This is a genomic window from Amycolatopsis roodepoortensis (assembly GCF_014873915.1).
Lineage (GTDB): Bacteria > Actinomycetota > Actinomycetes > Mycobacteriales > Pseudonocardiaceae > Amycolatopsis > Amycolatopsis roodepoortensis.
On the sequence record NZ_JADBEJ010000005.1, the window covers coordinates 289284 to 312873 of the forward strand.

The following is a 23590-nucleotide window of genomic DNA, read 5'->3' on the forward strand; positions in this document are numbered from 1 at the left end:
GCTCAGGTGACGTCGTCGGTGCTGGTGCGCTTGCCGTTCGTGGCGGCCGACGGCTCCTCGTCGATGGTGCTCGGCGTGTAGTCGAACGGCGCGGCCTCGTCGTCGGCGAGCTGGTCCCAGCCCTCGGTGCCGCGTTCCTTGTCGAGCTTGCGGTCGTGGAAGCGCGCGATCTGGATGGCGAGCTCCAGGAGCACCACCAGCGCGCCTGCCAGGGCGAGCATCGAGAACGGGTCCGAACCGGGCGTCGCGAAGGCGGCGAAGACGAATACGACCATGATCAGGCCGCGGCGCCACTTCTTCAGCGTCTGGTACTTGAGGACGCCGACGCGGTTCAGCATCACCACGAACAGCGGGAGTTCGAAACTGACACCGAAGATCAGCAGCAGCGACAGGATGAACGAGATGTACTTGTCGCCGGTGAGGGCGGTGATGAACTGGTCGCCACCGAAGTTCATCAGCAGCTCAAGTGCGTGCGGGATGAGCAGGTACGCCAGGACGGCGCCGGCGGCGAAGAGGATCGACGCGAAGAAGACGAAGGTGAGCGCGTACTTGCGCTCTTTCGAGTAGAGGCCGGGCGCGATGAACGCCCAGATCTGGTAGAGCCACAGCGGGGCGAACAGGACCGCGCCAGCGGCGAGACCGACCTTCAGCTGGATCATGAAGGCTTCGAACGGGACGGTCTGCAGCAGCTGGCAATGCCCCGGCTGCCCTCCGAGCCTGCGCTCGGGCGGAATTCCGCAGTACGGGCCGGTCATGATGTCGCCCAGCGACGGGATCGGACCCACCCTGGTCTGGAACCAGAGGAAACCGATGATCCCGCCCGCCAGGATGGCGAGCAGGGCGAAGCCCAGACGGCGGCGGAACTCGTAGATGTGCTCGATGAGCGTCATCGTGCCGTCGGGGTTGGCCCGACGGCTGCGCTTGCGCCGCTTGGTGCCGCGGCGCTCCTCACCGGAGGCGGAATCCGCCACTGGACAGTCCGTTCTCGTCAGGGTCCACCATGAGCGCGCCGGGACTCCGGCGCGCTCATCCGCGAACAGGCTCCGCTTGGCTAACTAAAGACCGCTCAGCTGGCGTTCTTCTGCGCCTGCTCGGCCGGAGCGGGCGCGGCGGCCTGCTGCTTCTTGAGCTCGTCGAGCTGACGCTGGAGGTCGGCGACCTGCTTGTCCTGCGCGGTCGCGGCGGGCGCGGGCGTGGTGGCCTGCGGCAGCTGCTTGGTCTCGACCTCTTCGGTCTCGGCGGCCTTGTCCTTGTCCCCGGCCATGTCCTTGGTCTCGGCCTTGAAGATCTTCATGGACTTGCCGATGGACCGCGCGGCGTCCGGAAGCCTCTTGGCGCCGAACAGCAGGACAACGACGAGCACCAGGATGATGATGTGCCACGGCTGCAGCGCGTTCATCGTTTGCGGCCTCCTTCTCGAGTCTCTCGTATGTGATGTTACCGGTCTTCGAGCCCACGTCGTCGCGCGATCGCCACGCGCAGCGCGGCCGACCGGGCGCGAAGGAGCCCTGTCCGTTTTCGGGTGTTCGTAGCCACCATGCTCATCGTATGGGTGAGCACGCGCAAGACTCTGCGTAATTTGATCAGCAGAACAAAGAGCAGGATCAGCCCGGCGACGGCGAGCGCGATGCTCGGCAGGTACGACACGGCGTCACCCTACTGCTCGTAGGTTGACGTTAGGTGACGAGCCCGGGCCAGTGCGTCGGCCGCCCGTCGACGAACTGCCTCTCCGAGCTCGACCGGGCTTTCGACCTGCGCGTCTCCGCCCAGTCCCAGGATGAGCCGGACCATCCACGACTCGTCGGCGTATCGCATCCGGATACGCAGCCGTCCGCCGTCGAGCTCGTCGAGCTCCTCGCAGGGGTAGTACTCGGCTACCCAGCGTGTGTCGGGGTCGAGGACGAGCACTGCTTCCTGCTGGTCGGGGCGCGGGCGGAAAACACCATCGGAAATGTCAGTGGGCCGCGCGTGCGCCGGCGGGACGGCGGGTTCGTCGAGCATGGTGAGCTCGTCGATGCGGTCCAGCCGGAACAGCCGGACACCCTCTGCACGGCGGCACCACGCTTCGAGGTAGCCGACCGCCTGGACGATGAGCAGGCGCATCGGGTCGACGGTGCGTTCGGTGATCTCGTCCTTCGACGCGGTGTAGTACCGGATCCGCAAGGCGCGCTTCGCGGTGAGCGCGGACCGGACCGCTTCACGCGTCCCGGCGGTCTTCTTGCCTTCCCGCACTCCCCCGCCGACGACGATCCCTGACGGCTGAGCCTGCCCCGCGGCGGCCTCGATCTTCGCGATGGCGCGGCGGACCGCGTCGGCGTCGACCACTCCGGGCGTCTCGGCCAACGCGCGCAACGCGACGAGCATGGCCGTCGCCTCGCCGCCGGTGAGCCGCAACGGGCGGTTCATCCCGGCGTCGTGCGTGACGACGATCGTGTCGCCCTCGAAGGACAGGTCGATCAGGTCACCGGGTCCGTAGCCGGGCAGCCCGCACATCCACAGCAGTTCGAGGTCCTTGCGCAGCTGCTTGGGCGTGACGTCGAAGTCGTGGGCGGCGTCGTCGATCTTGATGCCGGGCCGCGCGAGGAGATACGGCACGAGCGCGAGCAGGCGCGGCATCCGTCCGGTGGCGCTCATCGGGCACCGCCGGCGTGCGCGATGGCTTCGAGACGGCTGAAGACCGACTTCGCGAGCACCTCGGGTTCGAGGACGAGGACGTCCGGGCCGTGCGCGGTGAGCCAGTCCGCGGCGGATTCGGGGTAGTACAGCTCGATCTCCACCAGGTCGCCTTCTTCTCCCCCGGCGTCGCTGCGGCCGACCACCCGGCCCCGGCGACGGACCCCGGCGGCCCGGCCGTCCGCGACCCAGACACTGGCGATGATCGGCGCGGACGGGTCCTCGCCACTGCTGGCGGAGACCATCCGCAGCAGGTTGACCCCTTCCGGGCGTTCGACGACACCGGTCGGCCCGAAGGTGTCGACCTTCCCGGTCACGCGTGAAAGGCGGAAACACCGGGGAGCGCCACGGTCCCTGTCGTGTCCGACGACGTACCAGCGGCCCTTCCACGACACCACGCCCCATGGTTCGAGGGTGCGGATCTTGCGTTCGGCCGAACCACTGCGGCGGTACTCGAAACGCACCGCCTGCCCGGCTTGCACGGCGGCGAGCAGCGGGCCGAACGCCGGTTCGGCGCGGACGCGGGGTTCGACGACGGTCGGGGCGTGATCGTCGACCTCGACGCCGGCGGCGCGGAGTTTCACCAGCGCGCCCTGCGCCTCACCGGTCAGTTCCGGGGAATCCCAGAGCCGGACGGCGAGGCCGACCGCGGTGGCCTCGTCGGGCGCGAGGTCGATCTCGCCGAGTTCGTAGTCGCGGCGCGCGATGCGGTAGCCGTCGATCGCGTCGAACGCGGAGTTGCGGCCGGTCTCCAGCGGGATGCCGAGTTCGCGCAGTTCGGTCTTGTCGCGCTCGAACATGCGGAAGTACGCCTCGTCGCTGGCCGCGTCGGCGTACCCGGGCACGATGCCCCGGATCCGCTCGGCGGTGAGGTACTGCCGGGTGGACAGGAGGGCCAGAACCAGGTTGACCAGACGTTCGGCGCGTGCGGTGGACACCCGGCTACCCTAGCCCGCGCCGTCCGACTCGATGGTGACAGCCGTCGATCGCGCGTCGTAACGATCCCTGGCGGTCTCGACCTCGTCGAACCTGGTCTCGGCCCAGTCCTTGATCCCGGCCAGCAGCTGCCGGAGGCTCCGGCCGAGTTCGGTCAGTTCGTAGTCCACCCGGACCGGCACGCACGGGGTGACCGTGCGGGTCAGGAGGCCGTCGCGCTCCAGGGTCCGCAGGGTCTGCGTGAGCATCTTCTGGCTGACCCCGGCTATCCGGCGCGCGAGGTCGCTGTAGCGCTGGGGTCCGTCGCCGAGGGCGACGAGGACGAGGCTGACCCATTTGCCCGAGACCTCGTCGAGCAGTTTCCGGGCGGGACAGGCCGCGAGATAGGCGTCGTAGGCCCGTTTCTCCTCGTCCCGGCGTTCCTGTGCCGTGCGCGTGACCACGGTGCGCGTACCTCCGCGTGGGTTGGGCACCTCGAGGTGCGTACTTCCCGAAGGAGAGTAACTCCCCATACGTTCGCGGGGAACGATCCCCCTTGAAGGAGAAACGATGCGCGCAGTGGTGGTCCGCCGGTTCGGTGGCCCAGAAGTCCTGGAATTCGCCGACGTCCCGGTGCCCGCGCCGGGGCCGGGCCAGGTACGGGTGAAGGTGGCCGCGGCGGGGGTCAACCCGGTCGACGCCGCGACCCGTTCGGGTTTCCTGACCGAGGCGGGGATCGTCCCGCCGCGTGAGGTGCTCGGCATCGGCTGGGATGTCGCCGGGACGGTCGACGCCGTGGGCGACGGCGTCACCGGGTTCGCCGCGGGCGACAGCGTGATCGCGCTGCAGGACCGGCCGTCGGCGGCGCTCGGCACCTATGCCGACTTCGTCGTCCTCGACGCGGACGCGATCGCCGCCGCCCCGCAGACGGTGTCCCCGGTGGAGGCCGCGACCTTGCCGCTGAACGGTCTCACCGCGGTCCAGGCTCTCGATCTGCTCGACCTGCCAGCGGGTGCGACGGTCCTGGTGACCGGCGCGGCGGGCGCTGTCGGTGGCTACGCGGTGACCTTGGCGAAGGCGAGGGGTTTCCGCGTCGTGGCGGTCGCCGGTGCGGCCGACGAGGCGCTGGTTCGCGGGTTCGGCGCGGAGGTTTTCGTGCCGCGCGGCGATTTCCTCGCCGATCGCGTGCGGGCGGTGGTCCCCGGCGGCGTCGACGCGACACTCGACACGGCGCTGCTCGGGCTGGAGGCGTTGGACGCGGTGGCGAACCACGGCCGGTTCGTCGTGTTCGCGGCCGGGGCCGCCCCGATTCCGTTGCGGGGCATCGACGTCGCGCACGTCTGGATCGCCGCCGACGGCGCGGCACTCGCGGGACTGGTGAGCATGGTCGACGACGGCGAGCTCAGCCTCCGGGTCGCGGACACCTTGCCGTTGGCGGAGGCGGTGAAGGCGCACGAACGCCTGATGCAGGGCGGACTCCGCGGACGCCTTGTCCTGACCAACGAAATAAGTTGACGCTTAATTAAGCCTACGGTTATCTTCGCATCATGGACAACGAGGAGACCCGGCTCGAACTCCGGCGCGAGTACCCGGACCCGATCGAGGACGTCTGGTCGGCGCTCACGGAGTCCGAGCGGACGGCCCGCTGGATCGGAACCTGGACCGGCGAAGCCGGAGTCGGCAACACGATCATGCTGACGATGACCGCCGAGGAGGGCTCCGAGCCGGGGCCCGCCGTCATCCGTGAATGCGATCCGCCGAAACGACTGGTCATGGATCTGCACAACACCGATGAGCCGACGTGGCGGGTGGAGCTGACCCTGACCCCGCGCGGCGAGGGAACGGTGCTCGACTTCGTGCACCGGATGCCCAAACCCGACTGGGACACCTCGGACATCGCCAAGGGCTGGCACTTCTACCTCGACCGGCTCGGCGCTTCACTCGCCGGCGAACCGGTGCCCGAATGGGACGGCTACACGCCGCCTAGTTTGGAGTCATGAACGATCGAGTACTGCTGATCACCGGCGCTTCCCGTGGCCTGGGCGCGGCCACCGCGCGCCGGGCCGCGGCGGCCGGATTCCGGCTGGCGTTGCTCTCCCGCGACCGCGAGGCGCTGCTCCCGCTCGTCGCCGAACTGGGCGAGGACCGGGCCCTCGCGGTCGCGGCGGACGTCACCGACTGGGATTCACTGTCCGCGGCCGTCGAGACGGTGAAGTCCACCTTCGGCCGGCTGGACGCGGTGTTCGCCAACGCGGGGCAGAGCGTCGTCGTCTCGTTCTTCGGCGACGGCGGCGCGGACCCCGGACAGTGGCGGGACATGGTGCTGACGAACGTCTACGGCACCGCCCTCACCGCGCGGGCGACCCTTCCGTCATTGGCGGAATCGAAGGGGCACCTGGTGCTCACCGGCTCGGTCGCCGGGCGCTACCACCGGCCGGGGAACCTCTATTCGGCGACGAAATGGGCGGTGACCGGGCTCGCTGGGTCCATCCGCGAGGAAGCCGTCGGCACCGGCGTGCGGGTCACCGTCGTGCAGCCGGGCCTGGTCGACACCTCGATGATCCCCGAGGACTCGAAGTCCAAGCCGAAGCTGGACCCCGACGACGTCGCGAGGGCGGTGCTCTTCGCGTTGGAGCAGCCGCCCTCGGTCGACGTCAACGAGATCGTGGTCCGCCCGACCGGCCAGGTCCGCTAGCGCGGCAGCAGCGACTCGGCCAGCCGTCGCCAGTGCGGCATGGCCGATTCGCCGGGTTCGACGCCGACGACCTGGATGCCGACATGGTCGGCACCCGCGTCGAGGTGGCCGTGCAGTTTCGCGGTCACGGTCTCGAGGTCGCCCCAGAACACGAGATCGTCGACGAGCCGGTCGCTGCCCCGGCCGCCGTCGAGGTCGGCTTCGGTGTAGCCGAGCCGGAGGTACTTGGCCACGTTGTACTTCGACGTCAGGTAGGGGTGCAGATGCTCGCGGGCGATCGCGCGCGCCTTGCCCGGGTCGGTTTCGAACAGCACGGCGTGCTCGACACCGAGGAAGGCCTTCTCCCCCAGCACTTCCCGCGCCTGGGCGGTATGCGCCACCGGCACGTGATAGGTGTGCGCACCCTCGGACCGGTCGCGGGCGAGTTCGAGCATTTTCGGCCCGTACGCCGCCAGCAGCCGCCGGATCGGCTCGGCGGGCAGCGGGTTCGCGCTGGTGACCGTGTCGAGTTCGTCGAGGTAGTCGTTCATCGCCTCCAACGGCTTCACGCCGGGCTGTGCGCCTCCGAAGCCGAGCCCGAGGACATGTCTGCCCGGATAGGCGTCGGCGAGCAGCAGCGCGGCACCGTGAGCCCACCGCGGCCCACGTGAGCCGATCCGCGCGATCCCGTTGACCACGGCCATGCGTCCGGTGGACGCGAGCAGGAATCCGGCGTGGGTCAGCGCTTCGCGGCCGTCCCGTTCCGGGATCCAGATCGCGGGCCAGCCGAGTTCGTCCAGTTCTCGCACCGAATCCCGGAGCATGCTCGCGGGCTGATCCTCGAAGTCGAACGTCCAGATCCCGAAACGCCCCAGTTCCATCTGTCTCTCCTCAGGTCGAGTCCAACGTATCGAAGTATCGCAGATTTTCGATACGTTATTCCCGGCCAGGGTCAGATGGAACGTCCCAGCAGGTCGACGAGCTGCGCGATCCGCTGCTCGTCACGGCGATAATGCGTCCACTTGCCCACCCGGGTGGACCGGACGAGCCCGGCGCGCTGCAGCAGCGCCATGTACGCCGACACCGTGGACTGTGCGAGCCCGAGTTTCGCCTGGAGATGGCTGACGCAGACTCCGACCTCGTTCTGGTCGGCGATCGCGTTCTCCGGCGGGAAGTGCCGGTCCGGTTCGCGCAGCCAGCCGAGCACCTGGAGGCGGATCGGGTTGGCGAGCGCCTTCAGCACCTCGACCAGATGATCGGTGGTCTCCGGGACTGGTTCGGCTTGTGCGGTCATAGTCCTTCGAGCTTAGGCCGTACCGAGCCGCGCGGCCCTGCCGTTGGCCCCGCTCGCCCAGCACGCGCCGCGGGCGCAGTCGACCGAGTCGAACGATCCGGTGTCGAACGACCTCCAGTGCCGTCCGCCGTCCGGGCTCAGATCGCTCCCGCCGGGGCCGACGGCGATCACGGTGTTCCCCAGCCACGCCAGGCCGGAGCGGTAGCCGACCGGGGCCTCGGCCGGGGTCCGCCAGGTGCGCCCCCTGTCCGCGCTGAGCGCCACGGCCGGGCCGGGAGCGTTCGGCGCCGCGTAGTCGCCACCGATGGCCACGCCGTGCCGCGGATCCCGGAATGTCACCGAGAAGACCCCGGCCGAGGCGCCGCTGGGCAATGGGGTGTCGGCGGCTTCCCAGGTCGTCCCGCCGTCGCCGGAGTGCAGGACACGTGCACGGGCCCCGCCACCGGTGGCGATCCAGGCGTCGCGCGGGCCCGACGTGGTGAGGCACTGGCCGCTGGCGGCGAACCCGAACTCGCCGTCGAGCGCGGGGACCATCCCCTCGGCTGGGACGGGTTTCCACGTGCGGCCGCCGTCCGAAGTGGACTGCAACCGGAACTTGCCGTCCACCGGATCGCTCATCGCGAGACCGCGCCGGCGGTCGAAGAACGCGACACAGTCGTAGAAGGCGGCGGGGTCGGTGTTCTGGAAGGACAGTCGCCAGCTCTGGCCGCCGTCGTCGGTGCGGTAGATCCGGGACGCGTCGCCGGGCCCGATCGACAACGCGACGGCGTGCTCGGCGTCGAAGGCCTCGATGTCCCGGAAGTCGAGCGCCTCGGTGCCCGCCGGGGCGACAGGCTTCCAGGTGCGGCCGCGGTCGGTGGTGCGCAGGATGGTGCCCCTGCTGCCGCTGACCCAGGCCGTCCGGGAATCCACCGCGGACAGGCCGCGCAGCTGGGCGTCCGTGCCCGTCGGCGTCTCGGTCCACCGGGGTTCGGGACGTTCCGGTGCGGCTTGCGCGACGCCGGTGAACGCCAGCGGGACGACCGCACCCAGCAGGACCAGCAACGCACGGCGCATCGGCGCACCTCTCCCTCGAAGATCCGTGAAGGCCACCTTAGAGGGCACGGAGCCTTCCAAGATGGCCTTCACGGAGTAATTCAGAGCGAGGAGATGAGCCTCTCGACGCGCTCGTCCACCGAACGGAACGGGTCCTTGCACAGCACGGTCCGCTGCGCCTGGTCGTTGAGCTTGAGGTGCACCCAGTCCACGGTGAAGTCACGCCCGGCGGCCTGCGCGGCGGCGATGAAGTCGCCGCGCAGCTTCGCCCGCGTCGTCTGCGGCGGGGTGTCCTTGGCCAGCTCGATCTCGCCGTCGTCGGTGACGCGCCGCACGAGCCCCTTCCGCTGCAGCAGGTCGAAGATGCCCCGCCCGCGCCGGATGTCGTGATAGGCCAGGTCGAGCTGCGCGATCCGCGGGCTCGACAGGTCGAGGTCGTGCTTGTTGCGGTAGCGCTCGACCAGGCGGTGCTTGATCGCCCAGTCGATCTCGGTGTCGATCTTGCTGAAGTCCTGCTGCTCGACCGCCTCCAGCGCCCGGCCCCACAGCTCGACGACGCGCTCGGACTGCGGCGACGAACCGGTCTCCTTGACGTGCTGGACGGCGCGGGCGTGGTACTCGCGCTGGATGTCCAGCGCGGACGCCTCGCGGCCTCCGGCGAGCCGCACCTGGCGGCGGCCGGTGAGGTCGTGGCTGATCTCGCGGATGGCCCTTATCGGGTTGTCCAGGGTGAAGTCGCGGAACTGGACGCCCGCTTCGATCATCTCCAGCACCAGGTTCGCCGATCCGACCTTGAGCAGCGTGGTCGGCTCGGCCATGTTCGAGTCGCCGACGATCACGTGCAGGCGCCGGTAGCGTTCGGCGTCGGCGTGCGGCTCGTCGCGGGTGTTGATGATCGGCCGCGAGCGCGTGGTGGCGCTGGAGACGCCTTCCCAGATGTGTTCCGCTCGCTGGGACAGGCAGTACACGGCGCCGCGCGGCGTCTGCAGCACCTTGCCGGCGCCGCAGATGAGCTGCCGGGTCACCAGGAACGGCAGCAGCACGTCGGCGATCCGGGAGAACTCACCCGCCCGGGTCACCAGGTAGTTCTCGTGGCAGCCGTAGGAGTTGCCCGCCGAGTCGGTGTTGTTCTTGAACAGGAAGATGTCGCCGCCGATGCCCTCGTCCGCCAGCCGCCGCTCGGCGTCGACCAGGAGGTCCTCGAGGATCCGCTCCCCCGCCTTGTCGTGCGTGACGAGCTGGACGAGGTCGTCGCATTCGGCCGTCGCGTACTCCGGGTGGGAACCCACGTCGAGGTAGAGCCGCGAGCCGTTCGACAGGAAGACGTTCGACGAACGCCCCCAGGACACGACACGCCGAAACAGGTAACGCGCCACTTCGTCCGGGGAGAGCCTGCGTTGCCCGTGAAAGGTGCACGTGACCCCGAACTCGGTCTCGATGCCAAAGATCCGCCGCTGCATCCCACCAGAGTAGGCGGTGAAGACCCACTGAAGGTGCGCCGTTCGGGCGGCGACACGCGGTCGGTACGTTGCATTCGGTGAAAGGTGTGCGGGACGTCCCGATCGGGTATCACGCGCATGACGTCCTGGCCCGGAAGTGGGGAACCCGTGTTAAAGCAGCTCAAACGCCCTTTCCGCAAGGTCGGACGGACCGATCGGCGGCTGATGGCACGGAGTGCGGCCCTGCCGAGGAGCAGGGCCGACGAAGTGATCACCTCGCTCTCCAAAAGTGCGGACAAATCCAAGCTTTGGTGGTGTGTCGCGGTCGTGCTCGCGGCGAAGAAGGGGCCGACGCGCCGGGGCGCGCTCCGCGGCGTGGCCGCGATCGCCGGGGCCAGCGCGGCGGCGAACCTGGTCGGCAAGCCGCTGTTCCCCCGCCGCCGCCCCGCGGCCGAGGAGGTGCCGATGCACCGGCGGCTCGTCCGGCGGCCGACCTCGTCGTCGTTCCCGTCCGGGCACTCGGCGTCCGCGGCCGCCTTCGTCACGGCCGTCGCGATGGAATCGCCCAAGGCGGGCGCCGCCCTCGCCCCGCTGGCCGCCGCCGTCGCCTATTCCCGGGTCCACACCGGCGTCCACTGGCCCAGTGACGTCGGAGTGGGGATCGGGATCGGGATCGGCGCCGGCCTGCTGACGCGGCACTGGTGGCCGCTGAACGACGACGTCCCCGGCCGCACCGCGCACACCGCCGAGGCGCCCGAGATGCGCGACGGCGAGGACATGCTCGTCCTGGTCAACCCGCATTCGGGGATCGACGGCCAGGATCCGACCGAGGAAGCCCGGTTCGCCTGGCCCAAGGCGACCATCCTCTACCCGGACGCGAAGCGGGACCTGCGCGATCAGCTCTGCGACGAGATCGCCTCCCGCGACAACACCGTGCGCGCGCTCGGTGTCGCCGGCGGTGACGGGACCGTCGCCGCCGTGGCCGCCGTCGCGGCCGACCACGACCTGCCGCTCGCTCTCATCCCGGCGGGCACCCTCAACCACTTCGCCCGGGACGTCGGCATGCGCTCGATGCCCGACGCGGACGCCGCCACCGAAGCGGGCAACGCCGTCGGCGTCGACCTCGGCGAGGTCGAGATCAACCACGACGACGACCACCGCTACTTCGTCAACACCGCCAGCCTCGGCGGTTACCCGGAAATGGTCCGGATCCGGGAAAGGCTGCAGAAGCGGCACCCGAAGTGGCCGTCGGCGGCCATCGCGCTCGCCCGCACCCTCCGGCGCGCGAAGCCGCTCGAAGTGACCCTCAACGGCAAGCACACCAGCATTTGGCTGCTGTTCGTCGGCAACGGCACCTACTCGCCGAAGGGCTTCGCGCCCTCACGCCGTCCAGCGCTCGACACTGGCCTTCTCGACGTCCGCTACCTGCGCGCCGACGTGCCGTACTCGCGGGCGCGGTTCATCCTCGCCACCATCACGAACAGCCTCAACGCCAGCCACGTCTACCAGGAACTCGACGTGCCGGAGCTGCATGTCCGGCTGCTGAACGGCAACCGCCGCGTCGCCACCGACGGCGAGGTCGGCCCGCTCGGCAACGACTTCCGCTTCCGGTCACGGCCCAGCGCGCTCACCATCTACCGCCTGTAGGCGCTGTCGTGGCGGCCGCGTCCACTGTGTACTGAGGGGCAGGACAACGTCAGCGAGGTGAGCCTCACGGCCTCGAAACACGTCGCGACAACACGCAGCCCCAACTACGTGAAGGCCCCCTTCATTGCGCTAGACGCAATGAAGGGGGCCTTCACGTACTTCGGAGAGACTCAGTCCTTCTTGGACTCACCGTCGGGCTTGTCGCCGTCGGCGTCGTCCTTCTTCGGCTCCTCCGGCAGGGCGGGCAGCAGCGCGTCGAGCGCGGCACCGGCGACCCGGCGGAACTTGCGGCCGCGCCGGTCCCGCTCCAGGACGGCGACCTCGAGCTTCACCGGGTCCGAGTCGCCGTTCGCGGGGGTGGGGGTGTTGGCGCGCAACGCCTTCACCGCGACGCCGAGCGCCGCTTCCAGCTCCATGTCCGACTCGAAGCTCTCCTTGAGCTTCGTGGTGAGCGTGTCGGCCTGACCGCCCATCACGACGAACTTCGGCTCGTCGAAGATCGAGCCGTCGTAGGTCAGCCGGTACAGCTGGTCTTCGGCGGCGGTGTCGCCGACCTCGGCGACGCAGACCTCCACCTCGAACGGCTTCAGCTGCTCGGTGAAGATGCTGCCCAGTGTCGCGGCGTACGCGTTCGCCAGCGCACGAGCGCTGACGTCCCGCCGGTCGTACTGGTAGCCCTTCAGGTCCGCGTGCCGGATGCCGGCGACGCGGAGGTTCTCGAACTCGCTGTAGCGGCCCACGGCCGCGAAACCGATCCGGTCGTAGATCTCCGAAACCTTGTGCAACGTCGCCGAGGGGTTCTCGGCCACGAACAGCACGCCACCGCGGTACTTGAGCACGACCACGCTCCGGCCACGCGCGATGCCCTTGCGCGCGATCTCGGAACGCTCCCGCATCAGCTGCTCGGGAGAGGCGTACAACGGCATCGTCACTGTGGTGCTCCGCTCTTTCGGGCTCTCATCGGGAAGGGACGGGGGTGGACGGCTAGCGCCCGCGCTCGGCTCGTGCGGCCACGACGGCCTCGGCCACCGCGGTCGTCTGCTCCAGCGGCAACGCCACCGCGCCCTGCTCCGCGGTGACGGTCACGATCGTCGGGAAGATCCGGCGCACCAGATCCGGCCCGCCGGTCGCGGTGTCGTCGTCCGCCGCGTCGTACAGCGCCTCCACCGCCGTCCGGATCGCGGCTTCGGCGTCCGCGTCCGGGTCGTACAGCTTCTTCAGCGAGCCCTTCGCGAACAGCGAACCCGAGCCGATGGCGTGGTAGCCGGCGTTCTCCTCGTAGCGGCCGCCCGTGGCGTCGTACGAGACGATCCGGCCCGCGTGCTTCGCGTCCTCGGCGTCGAGGTCGTACCCGACGAACAGCGGCAGCACGGCCAGCCCCGCCATCGCCATCTCGAGGTTGGACTTCACCAGCCCCGCGAGCTTGTTCGTCTTACCGTCGAGCGAGAGCGAAACACCCTCGATCTTCTCGTAATGCGCCAGTTCGACCGCGTACAGCCGCACCATCTCGATCGCCAGCCCGGCCGAGCCCGCGATGCCCACGGCCGAGTACTCGTCGGTGACGTGGACCTTCTCCATGTCGCGCGAAGCGATCAGGTTGCCCGACGTGGCCCGCCGGTCACCGGCGATCAGCACCCCGCCCGCGAACTTGACCGCGACGATCGTCGTCCCGTGCGGGGCGTCCAGCCCGCCCGCCCCGGCCGAGACCCGCCGCTCCGGGAGCAGCTCGGGCGCCTGCGCCCGGAGGAAGTCCGAGAACGACGAGGTCGCCGACGAGAAGTACGCGGCGGGCAGCGCCGACTTACCCGAGGTGTGTTCCATACGTGCTCAAAGTTCCAATCTGTGTGATCCGCCGGCTCCGCACGGGCGGCCCCGGCCCGGGGCCGCCGGAAGACGAGTTACTCGCCGCCCTTTTGCACGTAGGCGCGGACGAAGTCCTCGGCGTTCTCCTCGAGCACGTCGTCGATCTCGTCGAGGATCGTGTCGACGTCTTCGCCGAGCTTCTCGCGCCGTTCCTGACCCGCCGGACCGCCGTCCTCGAACTCTTCGTCCGAGTCGCCGCCGCCGTGCTTTTCGATCTTTTCCTGAGCCATCTCGCCTCCCGGTGTGGCCGATGTTTCCTAGCCTACCCAGCGGTCCCGACAATCCGCGGGATCCGTGATCGCTTAACCCCGATGAAAGGAAATCCCGCTAGTCCGAACCGGTGAGCGCCTCCACCAGCTCCTCGGCGGTCGCGGAGTCGTCCAGCAACTTCCCCACGTGGGCCTTCGTGCCCCGCAACGGCTCCAACGTCGGGATCCGCACCAGCGATTCCCGGCCGACGTCGAAGATGACCGAATCCCACGACGCCGCGGCGATGGAGTTGGCGTACTTCTCCAGCGTGCGGCCCCGGAAATAGGCCCTGGTGTCCGAAGGCGGGGTCGTGACCGCCTCCAGCACCTCCTCCTCGGTCACCAGCCGCTTCATCGAACCCCTGGTGACGAGCCTGTTGTACAGGCCCTTGTCCAGCCGGACATCCGAGTACTGCAGGTCGACCAGCCGCAACCGCGGCGCGCCCCAGGCCAGCTGGTCCCGCGCGCGGTAGCCCTCGAGCAACCGCAGCTTCGCCGGCCAGTCCAGCCTGTCCGCGCATTCCTGAGGGTCCCGCGCCAGCGCGTCCAGGATCTCGCCCCAGACCCGCAGGACCTCCTTGGAGGCCTCGTCCGCGCCGGTGCGCTCCAGGTTCGCCGACGCGATCTCGTGGTAGGCGAACTGGAGGTCCAGCCCGGTGTACTTGCGCCCGTTGGCCAGCGACACCTTCGCCTTCAGCGTCGGGTCGTGGCTGATCTGGTGCACGGCCCGGACCGGCTCGTCGAGTTTCAGGTCGTCGAACCGGACGCCCGCCTCGATCAGGTCCAGCACCAGCGCCGTCGTGCCGACCTTGAGGTACGTCGAGTACTCGGCCAGGTTCGCGTCGCCGATGATGACGTGCAGGCGGCGGTACTTGTCCGCGTCGGCGTGCGGCTCGTCGCGGGTGTTGATGATGCCGCGTTTGAGCGTGGTCTCCAGGCCGACCTCGACCTCGATGTAGTCCGAACGCTGCGAGAGCTGGAAACCCGCTTCCTCGCTCTGCTGCCCGACACCGACGCGGCCGGAGCCCGTGATCACCTGGCGGGACACGAAGAACGGCGTCAGCCCGGCGATCACCGCGGTGAACGGGGTCGACCGCTGCATCAGGTAGTTCTCGTGGGTGCCGTAGCTCGCGCCCTTGCCGTCGACGTTGTTCTTGTACAGCTGCAACGGCGGCTGCCCGGGCACGGTGGCGGCCTTGCGCGCCGCCTCCTCCATGACCCGTTCGCCCGCCTTGTCCCAGATGACCGCGTCGCGCGCGTTCGTCACCTCGGGCGCCGAGTACTCGGGGTGGGCGTGGTCGACGTACAGCCGCGCCCCGTTGGTCAGGATGACGTTCGCCGCGCCGAGATCCTCGACGTCCGGGTCGTGCCCGGGGCCGCTCGGGCCGGTCAGGTCGAACCCGCGCGCGTCGCGCAGGGGCGATTCCACCTCGTAGTCCCATCGCGCCCGCCTGGCCCGCGGGACGTCCGCCGCGGCCGCGTAGGCGAGCACGACCTGGGTCGAGGTGAGTACCGGGTTCGCCGTCGCGTCGCCCGGCACCGCGATGCCGTACTCGACTTCGGTTCCCATGATCCGCCGCATACCCACCACCCTACGGGGTCGGGGCCGTGCGACGATGCCCCCCATGTCAGGCAGTGACGAACTCGTTGCGCTCTATGACCTCGGCGGAACCGCCGTTGGCGCGGCCACGCGATCCCGGGTCCGCGCCGAAGGGCTTTGGCACGCCGCGGGCGTGGTGTTGGTCCGTTCGGGTGACGGGAACTCCGTCTACGTGCACCTGCGCACTCCCACGAAAGACGTCTATCCCTCCACATGGGACTGCTGGGCGGGCGGCGTCGTCGCGGCGGGCGAGACCCCCGAGGAGTGCGCGCGCCGGGAGCTGGCCGAAGAACTCGGTGTTCACGGAGTGGAACTACGGCCGCTTTTCACCCACGTCTACGACGAAGGCACGATCCGCTGCCACAACTTCGCGTTCGAAGCACGCTGGGACGGCCCGTTCGTCCATCAGCCTTCCGAAGTCGTCGAAGGGCGCTGGCTGACGCTCGACGAGTTGCGTTCGTGGCTCGACGATCCTTCGAGCGCGTTCGTGCCGGACGGCCGTCTCGGTGCGCTGGAGTGGTTCCGGCGGGAGAACGCCCGCTAGGCCGAACGGAGGCGCTGCGTGACGATCGGCAGCAGCCGCCTCGCCGCTTCCGTCGCCCTCGCCTCGGTTCCGGCCGTCACGCTGAGAGCGGAGACGAGCTTCCCCTTGGCGAGCAACACCGTGCACGTCGTGCCGTCGCACCAGGCGCGCTGGACCTCGACGCCGGTTTGCTTCGCGAGAGTGAGCTTCTTGCCGTCGCAGTCCGCCCGGGCGACGACGTCCGAGGCGGCACGGTCGGTGTACTCGGTGACCTGATGTTCCAGCGTCGAACCGCTGGCGTACGACCACGTGGCCGAGCGGCTCGTGCCCCGGGTGAGCCCGGTCAGACAGCCGGACACCTTGCCCTCACCGGGGACAACCTCTTCCTCGGCGACGTCCTCGTCGGTCAGCAGCGCGGCGGAAACGGCCGCGGGGACGGGAGCGCGGGTGGACGATGGGGGCACCGGGTTGGCCTGTGGCTTGACCGAAGGCTGTGACGGCTCGGCCGCGGGTGTCGGCGTCGGATCGTCGTAGTAGGTGTCGAGATCGTTCGGACGGTCCGCACAGCCCGACAACCCGAACAGCGCGACCGTCGCCACCGCGAGCACCTGCCGATGACGCACCCTCGAGCCCTCCCGGCTTCCGCCTGACGTTTGCCGCGAGACTAGTCCAGCCCCTCAATGCCAGCCGAGGCAGGATCGGTGCCGCCAGTAGGCGACCGGTTCCTCCGCGAGCGCGGCCAGCTCCGCCAGTTCCTCCTCGGCGAGTTCCACCTTCGCGGCAACGAGATTCTCCGCGAGCTGCGCGGTGCTCGACGGGCCGATGACCGCGATCGGGCGCCAGTCCTGTGTCAGCACAGCCGCGACGGCCACCGCGTCCGGACCCGCTCCGTGCTCCCGCGCGATCCGCGCGAGCGGCACCGGCGGCTCGACCACCAGGCGTCCGTTCGCGACGGTTTCCTTGACCAGTACCCGTTTCCCGGCGGCGTGCGCTTCCGCGAGCGCCGGGCCGACGGAGGGTTCGAGCAGGTTCCACGTCGATTGCACGGCGCTGAAGACCGGCGTCCCAGACACCTCCAGTTCGAACGCCCGGCGGACCGCGTCGGCCTGCGACGGCCCGGACGTCGAGAACCCCACCGGCACGCCGTCCGCGGCGAGTTCCGCGAGCGCGCCGATCAGCCGGTCGTCGGTGAACAGTGGACTGTCCACAGTGAGCGAATGGACCTGGTAGAGCGAGATCGCCTTCCCCAGCAGGCCAACGGATTCGGTCCACTGGTCGGCGAACCGGGCCGCGGTGTGCTCCTTGACCTCGTGCACTTCCGCGTCGAGCTTCCACTCCCCCACGTAGCGGTAGCCCCATTTGCTCGACACGGTGACGTCCGCGTGGCCGCGCCCGGCGAGCCAGCCGGCGAGGAACTCCTCCGAAGAACCATACGAACGGGCGACGTCGATCCAGCGGACGCCCGCGCGGTACGCGTCGTCCAGCACGTCGTAGGTCGCCGCGCGCATCGCCTCGAAGTCGCGTCCGGGCGGCAGCGCGCCGACCCGGCCGAGGTTGATGTACGCGGGCCTGCCGAGCGCCGCCAGCCCGACGGCGATCCGGTCGCCGACGGTGATTTCCGAGTCTGTCACCGGGCTCCTTCGTTCTTGTGGCGGAGGATCGCGAGCCACTGGCTCGAGTTCTGCGCCTGCCGATGGAGCTTTTCGAGGCGCGCCGCCGGAGCCCGAACGTAACCCTTGCCGAAGACGGGCGCGATCTGACGGAGGCTGGCTCCCTCTTCCCTGGCGGCGAGCAGAGCCCAGTCCGACGCGTCGGCGCAGGCCGCGGAGGCGCGGCGCAACTCCCCCAGGATCTCGATGAGCTCGGGGGCGCTCACCTCCCCCGCGCGTACGGCGGCCGCCGTCGTTTCCAGCCATGCCAGGACATCGGCTTCGGTGATCGGCGCGCGCGGGCGCCCGGAAGATTCGCTCACAGCGCTGAAGTATAGGCCGTTATACAGACGATTCGGGTGACCGCCACCCGCGAGTCGTCGGACACATCGTCCGAAAACCGCTGGAACGCCGAAGGATTACGGGTTTCACTGGGTTCCGACTTGAGGATTCAGGAGAAGAACAATTGGGACGTTTCGGTATCGCGATCCGGTTCGCGGCGCTCGCGGTCGTCTGGGGTGCGAGTTTTCTGTTCATCAAGGTCGGCCTCACCGGCCTCTCGCCCGCCCAGGTGGCGCTCTCCCGCGTCTGCCTCGGCGCACTGGCACTGATCGCCATCGCCGCGTGGCGCCGTAAGCCGCTCCCCCGCGATCCGGCGCTCTGGGGTCATCTCGCCGTCGTTTCCGTACTGCTGTGCGTGATCCCGTTCCTGCTGTTCTCCTGGGCCGAGCAGTACATCTCCTCCGGGCTCGCCAGCATCTTCAACGCGACGACGCCGCTGATCACCATGCTCATCGCCGCCGCGGCCCTGCCGTCCGAACGCTTCACCAAGGCCAGGACGACCGGCCTGGTCCTCGGCTTCCTCGGCGTGCTCACCATCGTCGGTGTCTGGCAAGGGATCGACGTCTCCCACGAACTGACCGCACAGCTGGCCTGCCTGGGCGCGACGACCTGCTACGGCATCTCGTTCGTCTACGTGCGACGGTTCATTTCCTGGCGGAACCTCGACGCGCCGACCATCGCGCTCGGGCAGGTCTGCTGCGGTGCCGTCGTGATGCTGGTGCTCGCGCCGTTCATCGCGACGACGCCGGTTCGCCTCGACACGCCGATCGTCCTCAGCATGATCGCGCTCGGCGCGCTGGGCACCGGCCTCGCCTACGCGTGGAACGCCTCGATCATCGCGGCGTGGGGCGCGTCCAACGCGTCGGCCGTGACCTACCTCACACCCGTCGTGGGTGTGCTGCTCGGCGTTCTCGTACTCGACGAACCCCTGGCGTGGAACCAGCCCGTCGGCGCGTTGCTCGTCGTCCTGGGAATCCTGGCCGCACACGGGCGGCTGAGCCCGCGCAAGAAGGTCGGGGAACCCGTACCCGTGTGACACGAAGGGGCCCTTCACCGCGACGCATGCGGTGAAGGGCCCCTTCGGTTCGCGCTACAGGTACTGACCGGTGTTCGTGGCGGTGTCTATCGCCCGCCCCGAATCCTGGTTCTTGCCGGTGACGAGCGTGCGGATGTAGACGATCCGCTCGCCCTTCTTGCCGGAGATCCGGGCCCAGTCGTCCGGGTTGGTGGTGTTGGGCAGGTCCTCGTTCTCCGCGAACTCGTCGACGATCGCGTCCAGCAGATGCTGCACGCGCAGGCCGGGCTGCTTGGTCTCCAGCACCGACTTGATGGCCGACTTCTTCGCCCGGTCCACGATGTTCTGGATCATCGCGCCCGAGTTGAAGTCACGGAAGTACAGGACCTCCTTGTCACCGTTGGCGTAGGTGACCTCGAGGAACCGGTTCTCGTCCGTCTCCTCGTACATCCGCTCGACCGTGTGCTGGATCATCGCGTCGAAGGTCGCGCGCACGTCCCCACCGAACTCGGCGAGGTCGTCCGCGTGGATCGGCAGGCCGTCGGACAGGTACTTGGAGAAGATGTCCTTCGCGCCTTCGGCGTCCGGACGCTCGATCTTGATCTTGACGTCGAGCCGGCCCGGCCGCAGGATCGCCGGGTCGATCATGTCCTCGCGGTTGGAGGCGCCGATGACGATGACGTTCTCCAGCCCTTCCACACCGTCGATCTCCGAAAGCAGCTGCGGGACGATCGTGGTCTCCACGTCGGAGGACACGCCCGAACCGCGGGTGCGGAAGATCGAGTCCATCTCGTCGAAGAACACGATCACCGGGGTGCCTTCGGAGGCCTTTTCCCTGGCTCGCTGGAAGATCAGGCGGATGTGCCGCTCGGTCTCCCCGACGAACTTGTTCAGCAGTTCCGGACCCTTGATGTTCAGGAAGTAGGACTTCCCGTCCGCCGCGTCGCCGCGGGCTTCCGCGACCTTCTTGGCGAGCGAGTTGGCCACCGCCTTGGCGATGAGGGTCTTACCGCAGCCAGGAGGCCCGTAGAGCAGCACGCCCTTCGGCGGGCGCAGCTGGTACTCCTGGTAGAGATCAGCGTGCAGGAACGGAAGCTCGACGGCGTCGCGGATCTGCTCGATCTGCCGGGTGAGGCCACCGATGTCCTCGTAGCGGACGTCGGGCACCTCCTCCAGCACGAGATCCTCGACCTCCGCCTTCGGCACGCGCTCGTAGGCGTAACCGGCTTTCGAGTCCACCAGCAGGGAATCGCCCGGCTTGAGGGGCTGTTCGGCCAGCGGATCGGAGAGCAGGACGACCCGCTCCTCGTCCGCGTGCCCGACCACGAGCGCACGGGGGCTGCCGCCCTCGACGTCCGGGGCCAGCACCTCGCGCAACGCGCAGACCTCGCCGATCCGCTCGAAGTCACCGCCTTCGACGACGGTGAGCGCCTCGTTGAGCCGCAACGCCTGTCCGCGCTGAAGCGACGAGACCTCGACCGCGGGTGAGACCGAAACCCGCATCTTGCGGCCCGCGGTGAACACGTCCACCGTGTTGTCCTCGTACGCGGTCACGAACACGCCGTAACCGCTCGGAGGCTGGGCCAGCCTGTCGACCTCCTCTCGCAACGCGAGCAACTGGCCACGCGCCTCGCGGAGCGTCTCGACCAGTTTCGTGTTGCGTTCCGTGAGTTGGCTCACTCGTTCCGACGCCTCGGCGAGTCGCTGCTCCAGCACTCGGTTCTGACGTGGGGAATCGGTGAGCTTCCGGCGCAGCAGTGCGACTTCCTCCTCGAGGAAGCGGATTTGACGTGCCTGCTCGTCGGACGTGGTTCCAGCTCCGGTCGTTTCTGAAGGGTCGGCCTCCTCGCGCCGACCTCCGGGAAGGTCATGATGCATCGGGCACCTCCTCGGAGTGCTTTTCATTCCACGGTACCGGCGATCACCGACAATAAAAGGCCTTTCCGCATCACAAGATCGGCGCGTCGCGTTCCGGAGGGCCCGCCAGCACGTACGTTCCCGCCGCGCAAGAGGCCATCCCGGTGCCGGGTCCGGCGCACTCATGGTCACAATCCGTCCACCTGGCCTGACCTGCGGCGGAATACCCGGCTCCGTCCGGGTGCAAACGGGATTCCGGTATCAGTTCGGCCCTAATCGAGCGGCGATCCGGCTCGATGGCTAGCATCGGGCGACGTTCGCCGGGGAGGCGGACCCGCAGGTCATGTTGAGCATTTTCGCAGAACAGCTAGGGGGCACCAGCCATGACTTACCCGCCGCAGCAGCCCGGCGGCTACGGACAAGATCCGTACGGCCAGCAGGGCGGGTACCCGCAGAGCGGCCCCCAGCCGCAACAGGGATACCCCGGTGGCGGCCAGTACGGACAGGACCCGTACGGCCAGCAACAAGGCGGCTACCCGCAGAGCGGTCCTCAGCCGCAGCAGGGATACCCCGGCGGCACGCAGCAGTTCGGCCAGCCGGACCCGTACGGGCAGCAGGGCGGCTTCAACGCTTACCCGCAGGAAGGCGGTTACGGCGGCGGAGAGCCACCCAAGAAAAAGAAGACGGGCCTGATCGTCGGCATCGCGATCGGCGCGGTACTGCTGGTGGGTGGCGGTGTCACCGCGCTGGTCATCGCGCTGAACTCGGGCGACGACAACCAGACCGCCGCGCCGCCCACCAGCAGCGCGGCCCCGTCGGAGGCACCGTCCTCGTCGTCGCAGAAGCCGAGCTCGACCCGGACCAGGTCCAGCTCGCCGAGCACTTCGTCGACCAAGAGCTCAGGTCCGGCACCCGGCGGCAAGGCCACCCCGCAGGAAGTCTTCGAAAGCGCCGCGACCTCGTACAGCGCGGGCGACAAGAGGACGTTCCTCGATCTGATCTGCCGCAGCGAGAACACCAAGGACGAGGGCAAGCCGCTCGACCCCATCAAGCTCGAGATCACCGAGCCCGCCAAGGAAAGCGGCGACCGGGCGACCGGCCGTTACCGCGCCACCCAGGGCACCAAGATGGCGGAAGGCACGATCACGGCGGCCAAGGAATCGAACCTGTGGTGCCTCAAGGACATCAAGGCCGACAAGAAGTGACCTGTCCGTGACGGTGAGCCACAAGCTGACCGCCGTGGCGGTGGTTTGTGGCGCGGTCGTGGCCGGGGTCGTGGTGGGGCTGCTGCTGGTGGCCCCCTCCGGCTCCGACCCGGCCGCGTCGAGCACCGGCGCGCCCTCGCCACCGCCGGCTTCGTCCCGTCCGGTTCCGGTGGATCCGGACGTGGCGGCGGTCGAGGTGGTCGGCAAGGCGATCGCGGCGGCCATCGTCAACCACGACGCGACGGCGTTCGGGAAACTCACCTGCACCCAGCAGTCGTCGGCCGATCTGGCCGAGCTCGGCCGGAAATGGGCGGCGGCGGGCAAGGTGACCGCGACCGTCCCCGATCCGCCGGTGGTCAGCGGCGATTCCGCCACCGTGACCGTCCACGTCGAAGGGGTCGGCGGTCAGAAGGACACTCCGTTCCCGCTCAGGAAGCAGGGCGGAAAGTGGTGCGTGCCCTGACGTTTCGGGGTGGAGCCAAGGGTCTCTCGGGTTCCTGCTGAGGGCTGGCCTGGCCGGGCGTTGTGAAAGCCACTTTCGCAACGTTGAGGGTTGCGAAAGTGGCTTTCACAACGTCGGGCATGGCTGTCCGGCACCGCCCCTTCGATCATGTCTCGAAAGCCACTTTCGAGACGTCTGATGTCCCGAAAGTGGCTTTCGCGACACCACCCGCCAGAACCCGCGGGCCAGCAGGAACCCAAGCCACCCTCGGCTCGAGCCCGAAAACGCCACTCAAGACCGGCGGTACCGATCAGCCCTTGCCCGAGCGGCGGTGCACCCGCGGCGAGACGGTGCCGTCCGCCAGACGGCGCGCCGTCAGCAGGAACGCGGTGTGCGCGACCATCCGGTGGTCCGGCCGCACCGCGAGGCTCACGACGTGCCAAGGCCGCATGAGCGTCTCCCACGATTCCGGCTCGGTCCAGCACTGCTGGTCCCGCAGGGCTTCCGTGATCCGGGAAAGCTGTGTGACGGTCGCCACATAAACCGTGAGCACGCCGCCCGGCACCAGATGCGCGGCGACCGTCTCCAGCTGGTCCCAAGGCGCCAGCATGTCGAGGACGACGCGGTCCACTTCGCCGGTGTGCGTCGACAGGTCCGCGACCGTCAGCGACCAGTTGTCCGGCTTGCGCCCGAAGAACTTCTCGACGTTCCGTTCGGCGTGTTCGGCGTGGTCGTCGCGGATCTCGTAGGACTGCACGGTCCCTTCCGAACCGACCGCCCGCAGCAGCGAACACGTCAGCGCGCCGGAGCCGGCGCCCGCTTCGAGTACCCGCGCGCCCGGGAAGATGTCGCCCCACATCACGATCTGCGCGGCGTCCTTCGGGTAGATCACCTGCGCGCCACGCGGCATCGACAGCACGTAGTCCGGCAGCAGCGGGCGAAGCGCCAGATAGTGGCTGCCTCCCGCCGAAGTGACGACCGAACCCTCCTGCGCGCCGATCACGTCGTCGTGCGCCAGCGCGCCCCGATGGGTGTGATACTGCTGTCCCTCGGCGAGGACCATGGTGTAGTGCCGCCCCTTGGAGTCGGTCAGCTGAACCCGGTCACCAACACGAAACGGCCCTCGGACCGACACTGAACCTCCATACGCGCGAACACAGATCGACGAC

The 23590-nt window shown here is 69.0% G+C and carries 27 protein-coding genes; 8 read left to right on the top strand and 19 right to left on the bottom strand.

The genetic code is table 11. The features are described 5' to 3' along the window. Positions 1 to 2: 2 nt before the first annotated feature. The 6 genes from tatC to H4W30_RS20865 form a co-directional block, all read right to left on the bottom strand. Positions 3 to 971, bottom strand: a complete 969-nt coding sequence (gene tatC / locus H4W30_RS20840; RefSeq protein WP_192744403.1) for a twin-arginine translocase subunit TatC — start codon at positions 969 to 971, stop codon at positions 3 to 5. A gap of 95 nt (positions 972 to 1066) precedes the next feature. Next, the gene (gene tatA, locus H4W30_RS20845) at positions 1067 to 1399 is read right to left on the bottom strand and encodes a Sec-independent protein translocase subunit TatA (RefSeq protein WP_044853269.1); all 333 of its coding nucleotides are present in this window, start codon (positions 1397 to 1399) and stop codon (positions 1067 to 1069) included. Between the two features lie 38 nt (positions 1400 to 1437). Continuing rightward, positions 1438 to 1647, bottom strand: a complete 210-nt coding sequence (locus H4W30_RS20850) for a bacteriophage holin (protein ID WP_192744404.1) — start codon at positions 1645 to 1647, stop codon at positions 1438 to 1440. 9 nt (positions 1648 to 1656) lie between these two features. After that, positions 1657 to 2634 (bottom strand): helix-turn-helix transcriptional regulator, encoded by a 978-nt coding sequence (locus H4W30_RS20855; protein WP_192744405.1) that lies wholly within the window; start codon positions 2632 to 2634, stop codon positions 1657 to 1659. Further along, positions 2631 to 3611 carry a helix-turn-helix transcriptional regulator gene (locus H4W30_RS20860; protein WP_126731975.1) on the bottom strand — a complete coding sequence of 327 codons (981 nt, stop codon included), beginning with the start codon at positions 3609 to 3611 and terminating at the stop codon, positions 2631 to 2633. Before H4W30_RS20860 ends, H4W30_RS20855 begins: the two co-directional genes overlap by 4 nt. Before the next feature lie 9 nt (positions 3612 to 3620). Then, positions 3621 to 4052 (bottom strand): winged helix-turn-helix transcriptional regulator, encoded by a 432-nt coding sequence (locus tag H4W30_RS20865; RefSeq protein WP_192744406.1) that lies wholly within the window; start codon positions 4050 to 4052, stop codon positions 3621 to 3623. A 106-nt stretch (positions 4053 to 4158) separates the two neighbouring features. On the opposite strand from H4W30_RS20865, the gene H4W30_RS20870 reads away from it, so the two are divergent. From H4W30_RS20870 to H4W30_RS20880, 3 genes are read left to right on the top strand one after another with little or no spacing between them, the layout of a single operon-like run. After that, positions 4159 to 5103, top strand: coding sequence for an NADP-dependent oxidoreductase (locus tag H4W30_RS20870; protein ID WP_192744407.1), 945 nt, complete (start codon positions 4159 to 4161; stop codon positions 5101 to 5103). Between the two features lie 32 nt (positions 5104 to 5135). Further along, positions 5136 to 5588 carry an SRPBCC family protein gene (locus H4W30_RS20875; protein ID WP_192744408.1) on the top strand — a complete coding sequence of 151 codons (453 nt, stop codon included), beginning with the start codon at positions 5136 to 5138 and terminating at the stop codon, positions 5586 to 5588. Continuing rightward, positions 5585 to 6283, top strand: a complete 699-nt coding sequence (locus tag H4W30_RS20880; RefSeq protein ID WP_192744409.1) for an SDR family oxidoreductase — start codon at positions 5585 to 5587, stop codon at positions 6281 to 6283. Before H4W30_RS20875 ends, H4W30_RS20880 begins: the two co-directional genes overlap by 4 nt. Here the strand turns inward: H4W30_RS20880 and H4W30_RS20885 are convergent. From H4W30_RS20885 to pafA, 4 genes are all read right to left on the bottom strand, one after another. Beyond that, a complete protein-coding gene (locus H4W30_RS20885; protein ID WP_192744410.1) occupies positions 6280 to 7143 on the bottom strand; it encodes a TIGR03620 family F420-dependent LLM class oxidoreductase in 864 nt (287 codons plus the stop codon). The genes H4W30_RS20880 and H4W30_RS20885 overlap by 4 nt on opposite strands. Before the next feature lie 71 nt (positions 7144 to 7214). Next, entirely contained in the window at positions 7215 to 7556 is a 342-nt protein-coding gene (locus H4W30_RS20890; protein ID WP_034306643.1) for an ArsR/SmtB family transcription factor, read from the bottom strand. A 12-nt stretch (positions 7557 to 7568) separates the two neighbouring features. Beyond that, positions 7569 to 8612, bottom strand: a complete 1044-nt coding sequence (locus H4W30_RS20895; protein ID WP_192744411.1) for a WD40/YVTN/BNR-like repeat-containing protein — start codon at positions 8610 to 8612, stop codon at positions 7569 to 7571. 80 nt (positions 8613 to 8692) lie between these two features. Beyond that, positions 8693 to 10051 (bottom strand): Pup--protein ligase, encoded by a 1359-nt coding sequence (gene pafA / locus H4W30_RS20900; protein WP_126731988.1) that lies wholly within the window; start codon positions 10049 to 10051, stop codon positions 8693 to 8695. A 147-nt stretch (positions 10052 to 10198) separates the two neighbouring features. Between pafA and H4W30_RS20905 the strand changes: the two genes are divergently transcribed. Continuing rightward, positions 10199 to 11677, top strand: a complete 1479-nt coding sequence (locus tag H4W30_RS20905) for a bifunctional phosphatase PAP2/diacylglycerol kinase family protein (RefSeq protein ID WP_192744412.1) — start codon at positions 10199 to 10201, stop codon at positions 11675 to 11677. A 170-nt stretch (positions 11678 to 11847) separates the two neighbouring features. On the opposite strand, the gene prcA is transcribed toward H4W30_RS20905, so the two are convergent. The 4 genes from prcA to dop form a co-directional block, all read right to left on the bottom strand. Continuing rightward, positions 11848 to 12609 (bottom strand): proteasome subunit alpha, encoded by a 762-nt coding sequence (gene prcA, locus H4W30_RS20910; RefSeq protein WP_192744413.1) that lies wholly within the window; start codon positions 12607 to 12609, stop codon positions 11848 to 11850. A gap of 52 nt (positions 12610 to 12661) precedes the next feature. Beyond that, positions 12662 to 13498 (bottom strand): proteasome subunit beta, encoded by an 837-nt coding sequence (prcB, locus tag H4W30_RS20915; protein WP_125678144.1) that lies wholly within the window; start codon positions 13496 to 13498, stop codon positions 12662 to 12664. Positions 13499 to 13575: 77 nt separating this feature from the next. After that, positions 13576 to 13770 carry a ubiquitin-like protein Pup gene (locus H4W30_RS20920; RefSeq protein WP_037319666.1) on the bottom strand — a complete coding sequence of 65 codons (195 nt, stop codon included), beginning with the start codon at positions 13768 to 13770 and terminating at the stop codon, positions 13576 to 13578. A gap of 97 nt (positions 13771 to 13867) precedes the next feature. Beyond that, positions 13868 to 15370, bottom strand: a complete 1503-nt coding sequence (gene dop, locus H4W30_RS20925) for a depupylase/deamidase Dop (protein WP_126731994.1) — start codon at positions 15368 to 15370, stop codon at positions 13868 to 13870. A gap of 43 nt (positions 15371 to 15413) precedes the next feature. On the opposite strand from dop, the gene H4W30_RS20930 reads away from it, so the two are divergent. Further along, a complete protein-coding gene (locus H4W30_RS20930; RefSeq protein ID WP_126731996.1) occupies positions 15414 to 15932 on the top strand; it encodes an NUDIX hydrolase in 519 nt (172 codons plus the stop codon). Here H4W30_RS20930 and H4W30_RS20935 read toward each other — a convergent pair. Genes H4W30_RS20935 through H4W30_RS20945 form a run of 3 tightly spaced genes read right to left on the bottom strand, consistent with a single transcriptional unit; the run spans position 15929 to position 17883 of the window. Beyond that, positions 15929 to 16534, bottom strand: a complete 606-nt coding sequence (locus tag H4W30_RS20935) for a hypothetical protein (RefSeq protein ID WP_192744414.1) — start codon at positions 16532 to 16534, stop codon at positions 15929 to 15931. The genes H4W30_RS20930 and H4W30_RS20935 overlap by 4 nt on opposite strands. Before the next feature lie 54 nt (positions 16535 to 16588). After that, a complete protein-coding gene (locus tag H4W30_RS20940; RefSeq protein WP_192744415.1) occupies positions 16589 to 17542 on the bottom strand; it encodes an aldo/keto reductase in 954 nt (317 codons plus the stop codon). Then, positions 17539 to 17883 carry a hypothetical protein gene (locus H4W30_RS20945; protein ID WP_125678154.1) on the bottom strand — a complete coding sequence of 115 codons (345 nt, stop codon included), beginning with the start codon at positions 17881 to 17883 and terminating at the stop codon, positions 17539 to 17541. The genes H4W30_RS20940 and H4W30_RS20945 overlap by 4 nt, the downstream gene beginning before the upstream one ends. 143 nt (positions 17884 to 18026) lie before the next feature. On the opposite strand from H4W30_RS20945, the gene H4W30_RS20950 reads away from it, so the two are divergent. Next, positions 18027 to 18938, top strand: a complete 912-nt coding sequence (locus H4W30_RS20950) for a DMT family transporter (RefSeq protein WP_192744416.1) — start codon at positions 18027 to 18029, stop codon at positions 18936 to 18938. A gap of 54 nt (positions 18939 to 18992) precedes the next feature. Here the strand turns inward: H4W30_RS20950 and arc are convergent, their stop codons facing one another. Continuing rightward, complete coding sequence (gene arc / locus H4W30_RS20955) at positions 18993 to 20795, bottom strand: proteasome ATPase (protein ID WP_126732003.1); 1803 nt, start codon at positions 20793 to 20795, stop codon at positions 18993 to 18995. Positions 20796 to 21157: 362 nt separating this feature from the next. Between arc and H4W30_RS20960 the strand changes: the two genes are divergently transcribed. Both H4W30_RS20960 and H4W30_RS20965 read left to right on the top strand, forming a co-directional pair. Further along, on the top strand, positions 21158 to 21979 hold the full coding sequence (locus tag H4W30_RS20960) for a flagellar basal body-associated FliL family protein (protein WP_192744417.1): 822 nt from the start codon (positions 21158 to 21160) through the stop codon (positions 21977 to 21979). A 7-nt stretch (positions 21980 to 21986) separates the two neighbouring features. Beyond that, positions 21987 to 22442: a hypothetical protein gene (locus H4W30_RS20965; RefSeq protein ID WP_192744418.1), complete on the top strand. Its 456-nt coding sequence runs from the start codon at positions 21987 to 21989 to the stop codon at positions 22440 to 22442. A 289-nt stretch (positions 22443 to 22731) separates the two neighbouring features. On the opposite strand, the gene H4W30_RS20970 is transcribed toward H4W30_RS20965, so the two are convergent. Continuing rightward, positions 22732 to 23556 carry a tRNA (adenine-N1)-methyltransferase gene (locus H4W30_RS20970; RefSeq protein WP_192744419.1) on the bottom strand — a complete coding sequence of 275 codons (825 nt, stop codon included), beginning with the start codon at positions 23554 to 23556 and terminating at the stop codon, positions 22732 to 22734. Between the last annotated feature and the right edge of the window lie 34 nt (positions 23557 to 23590).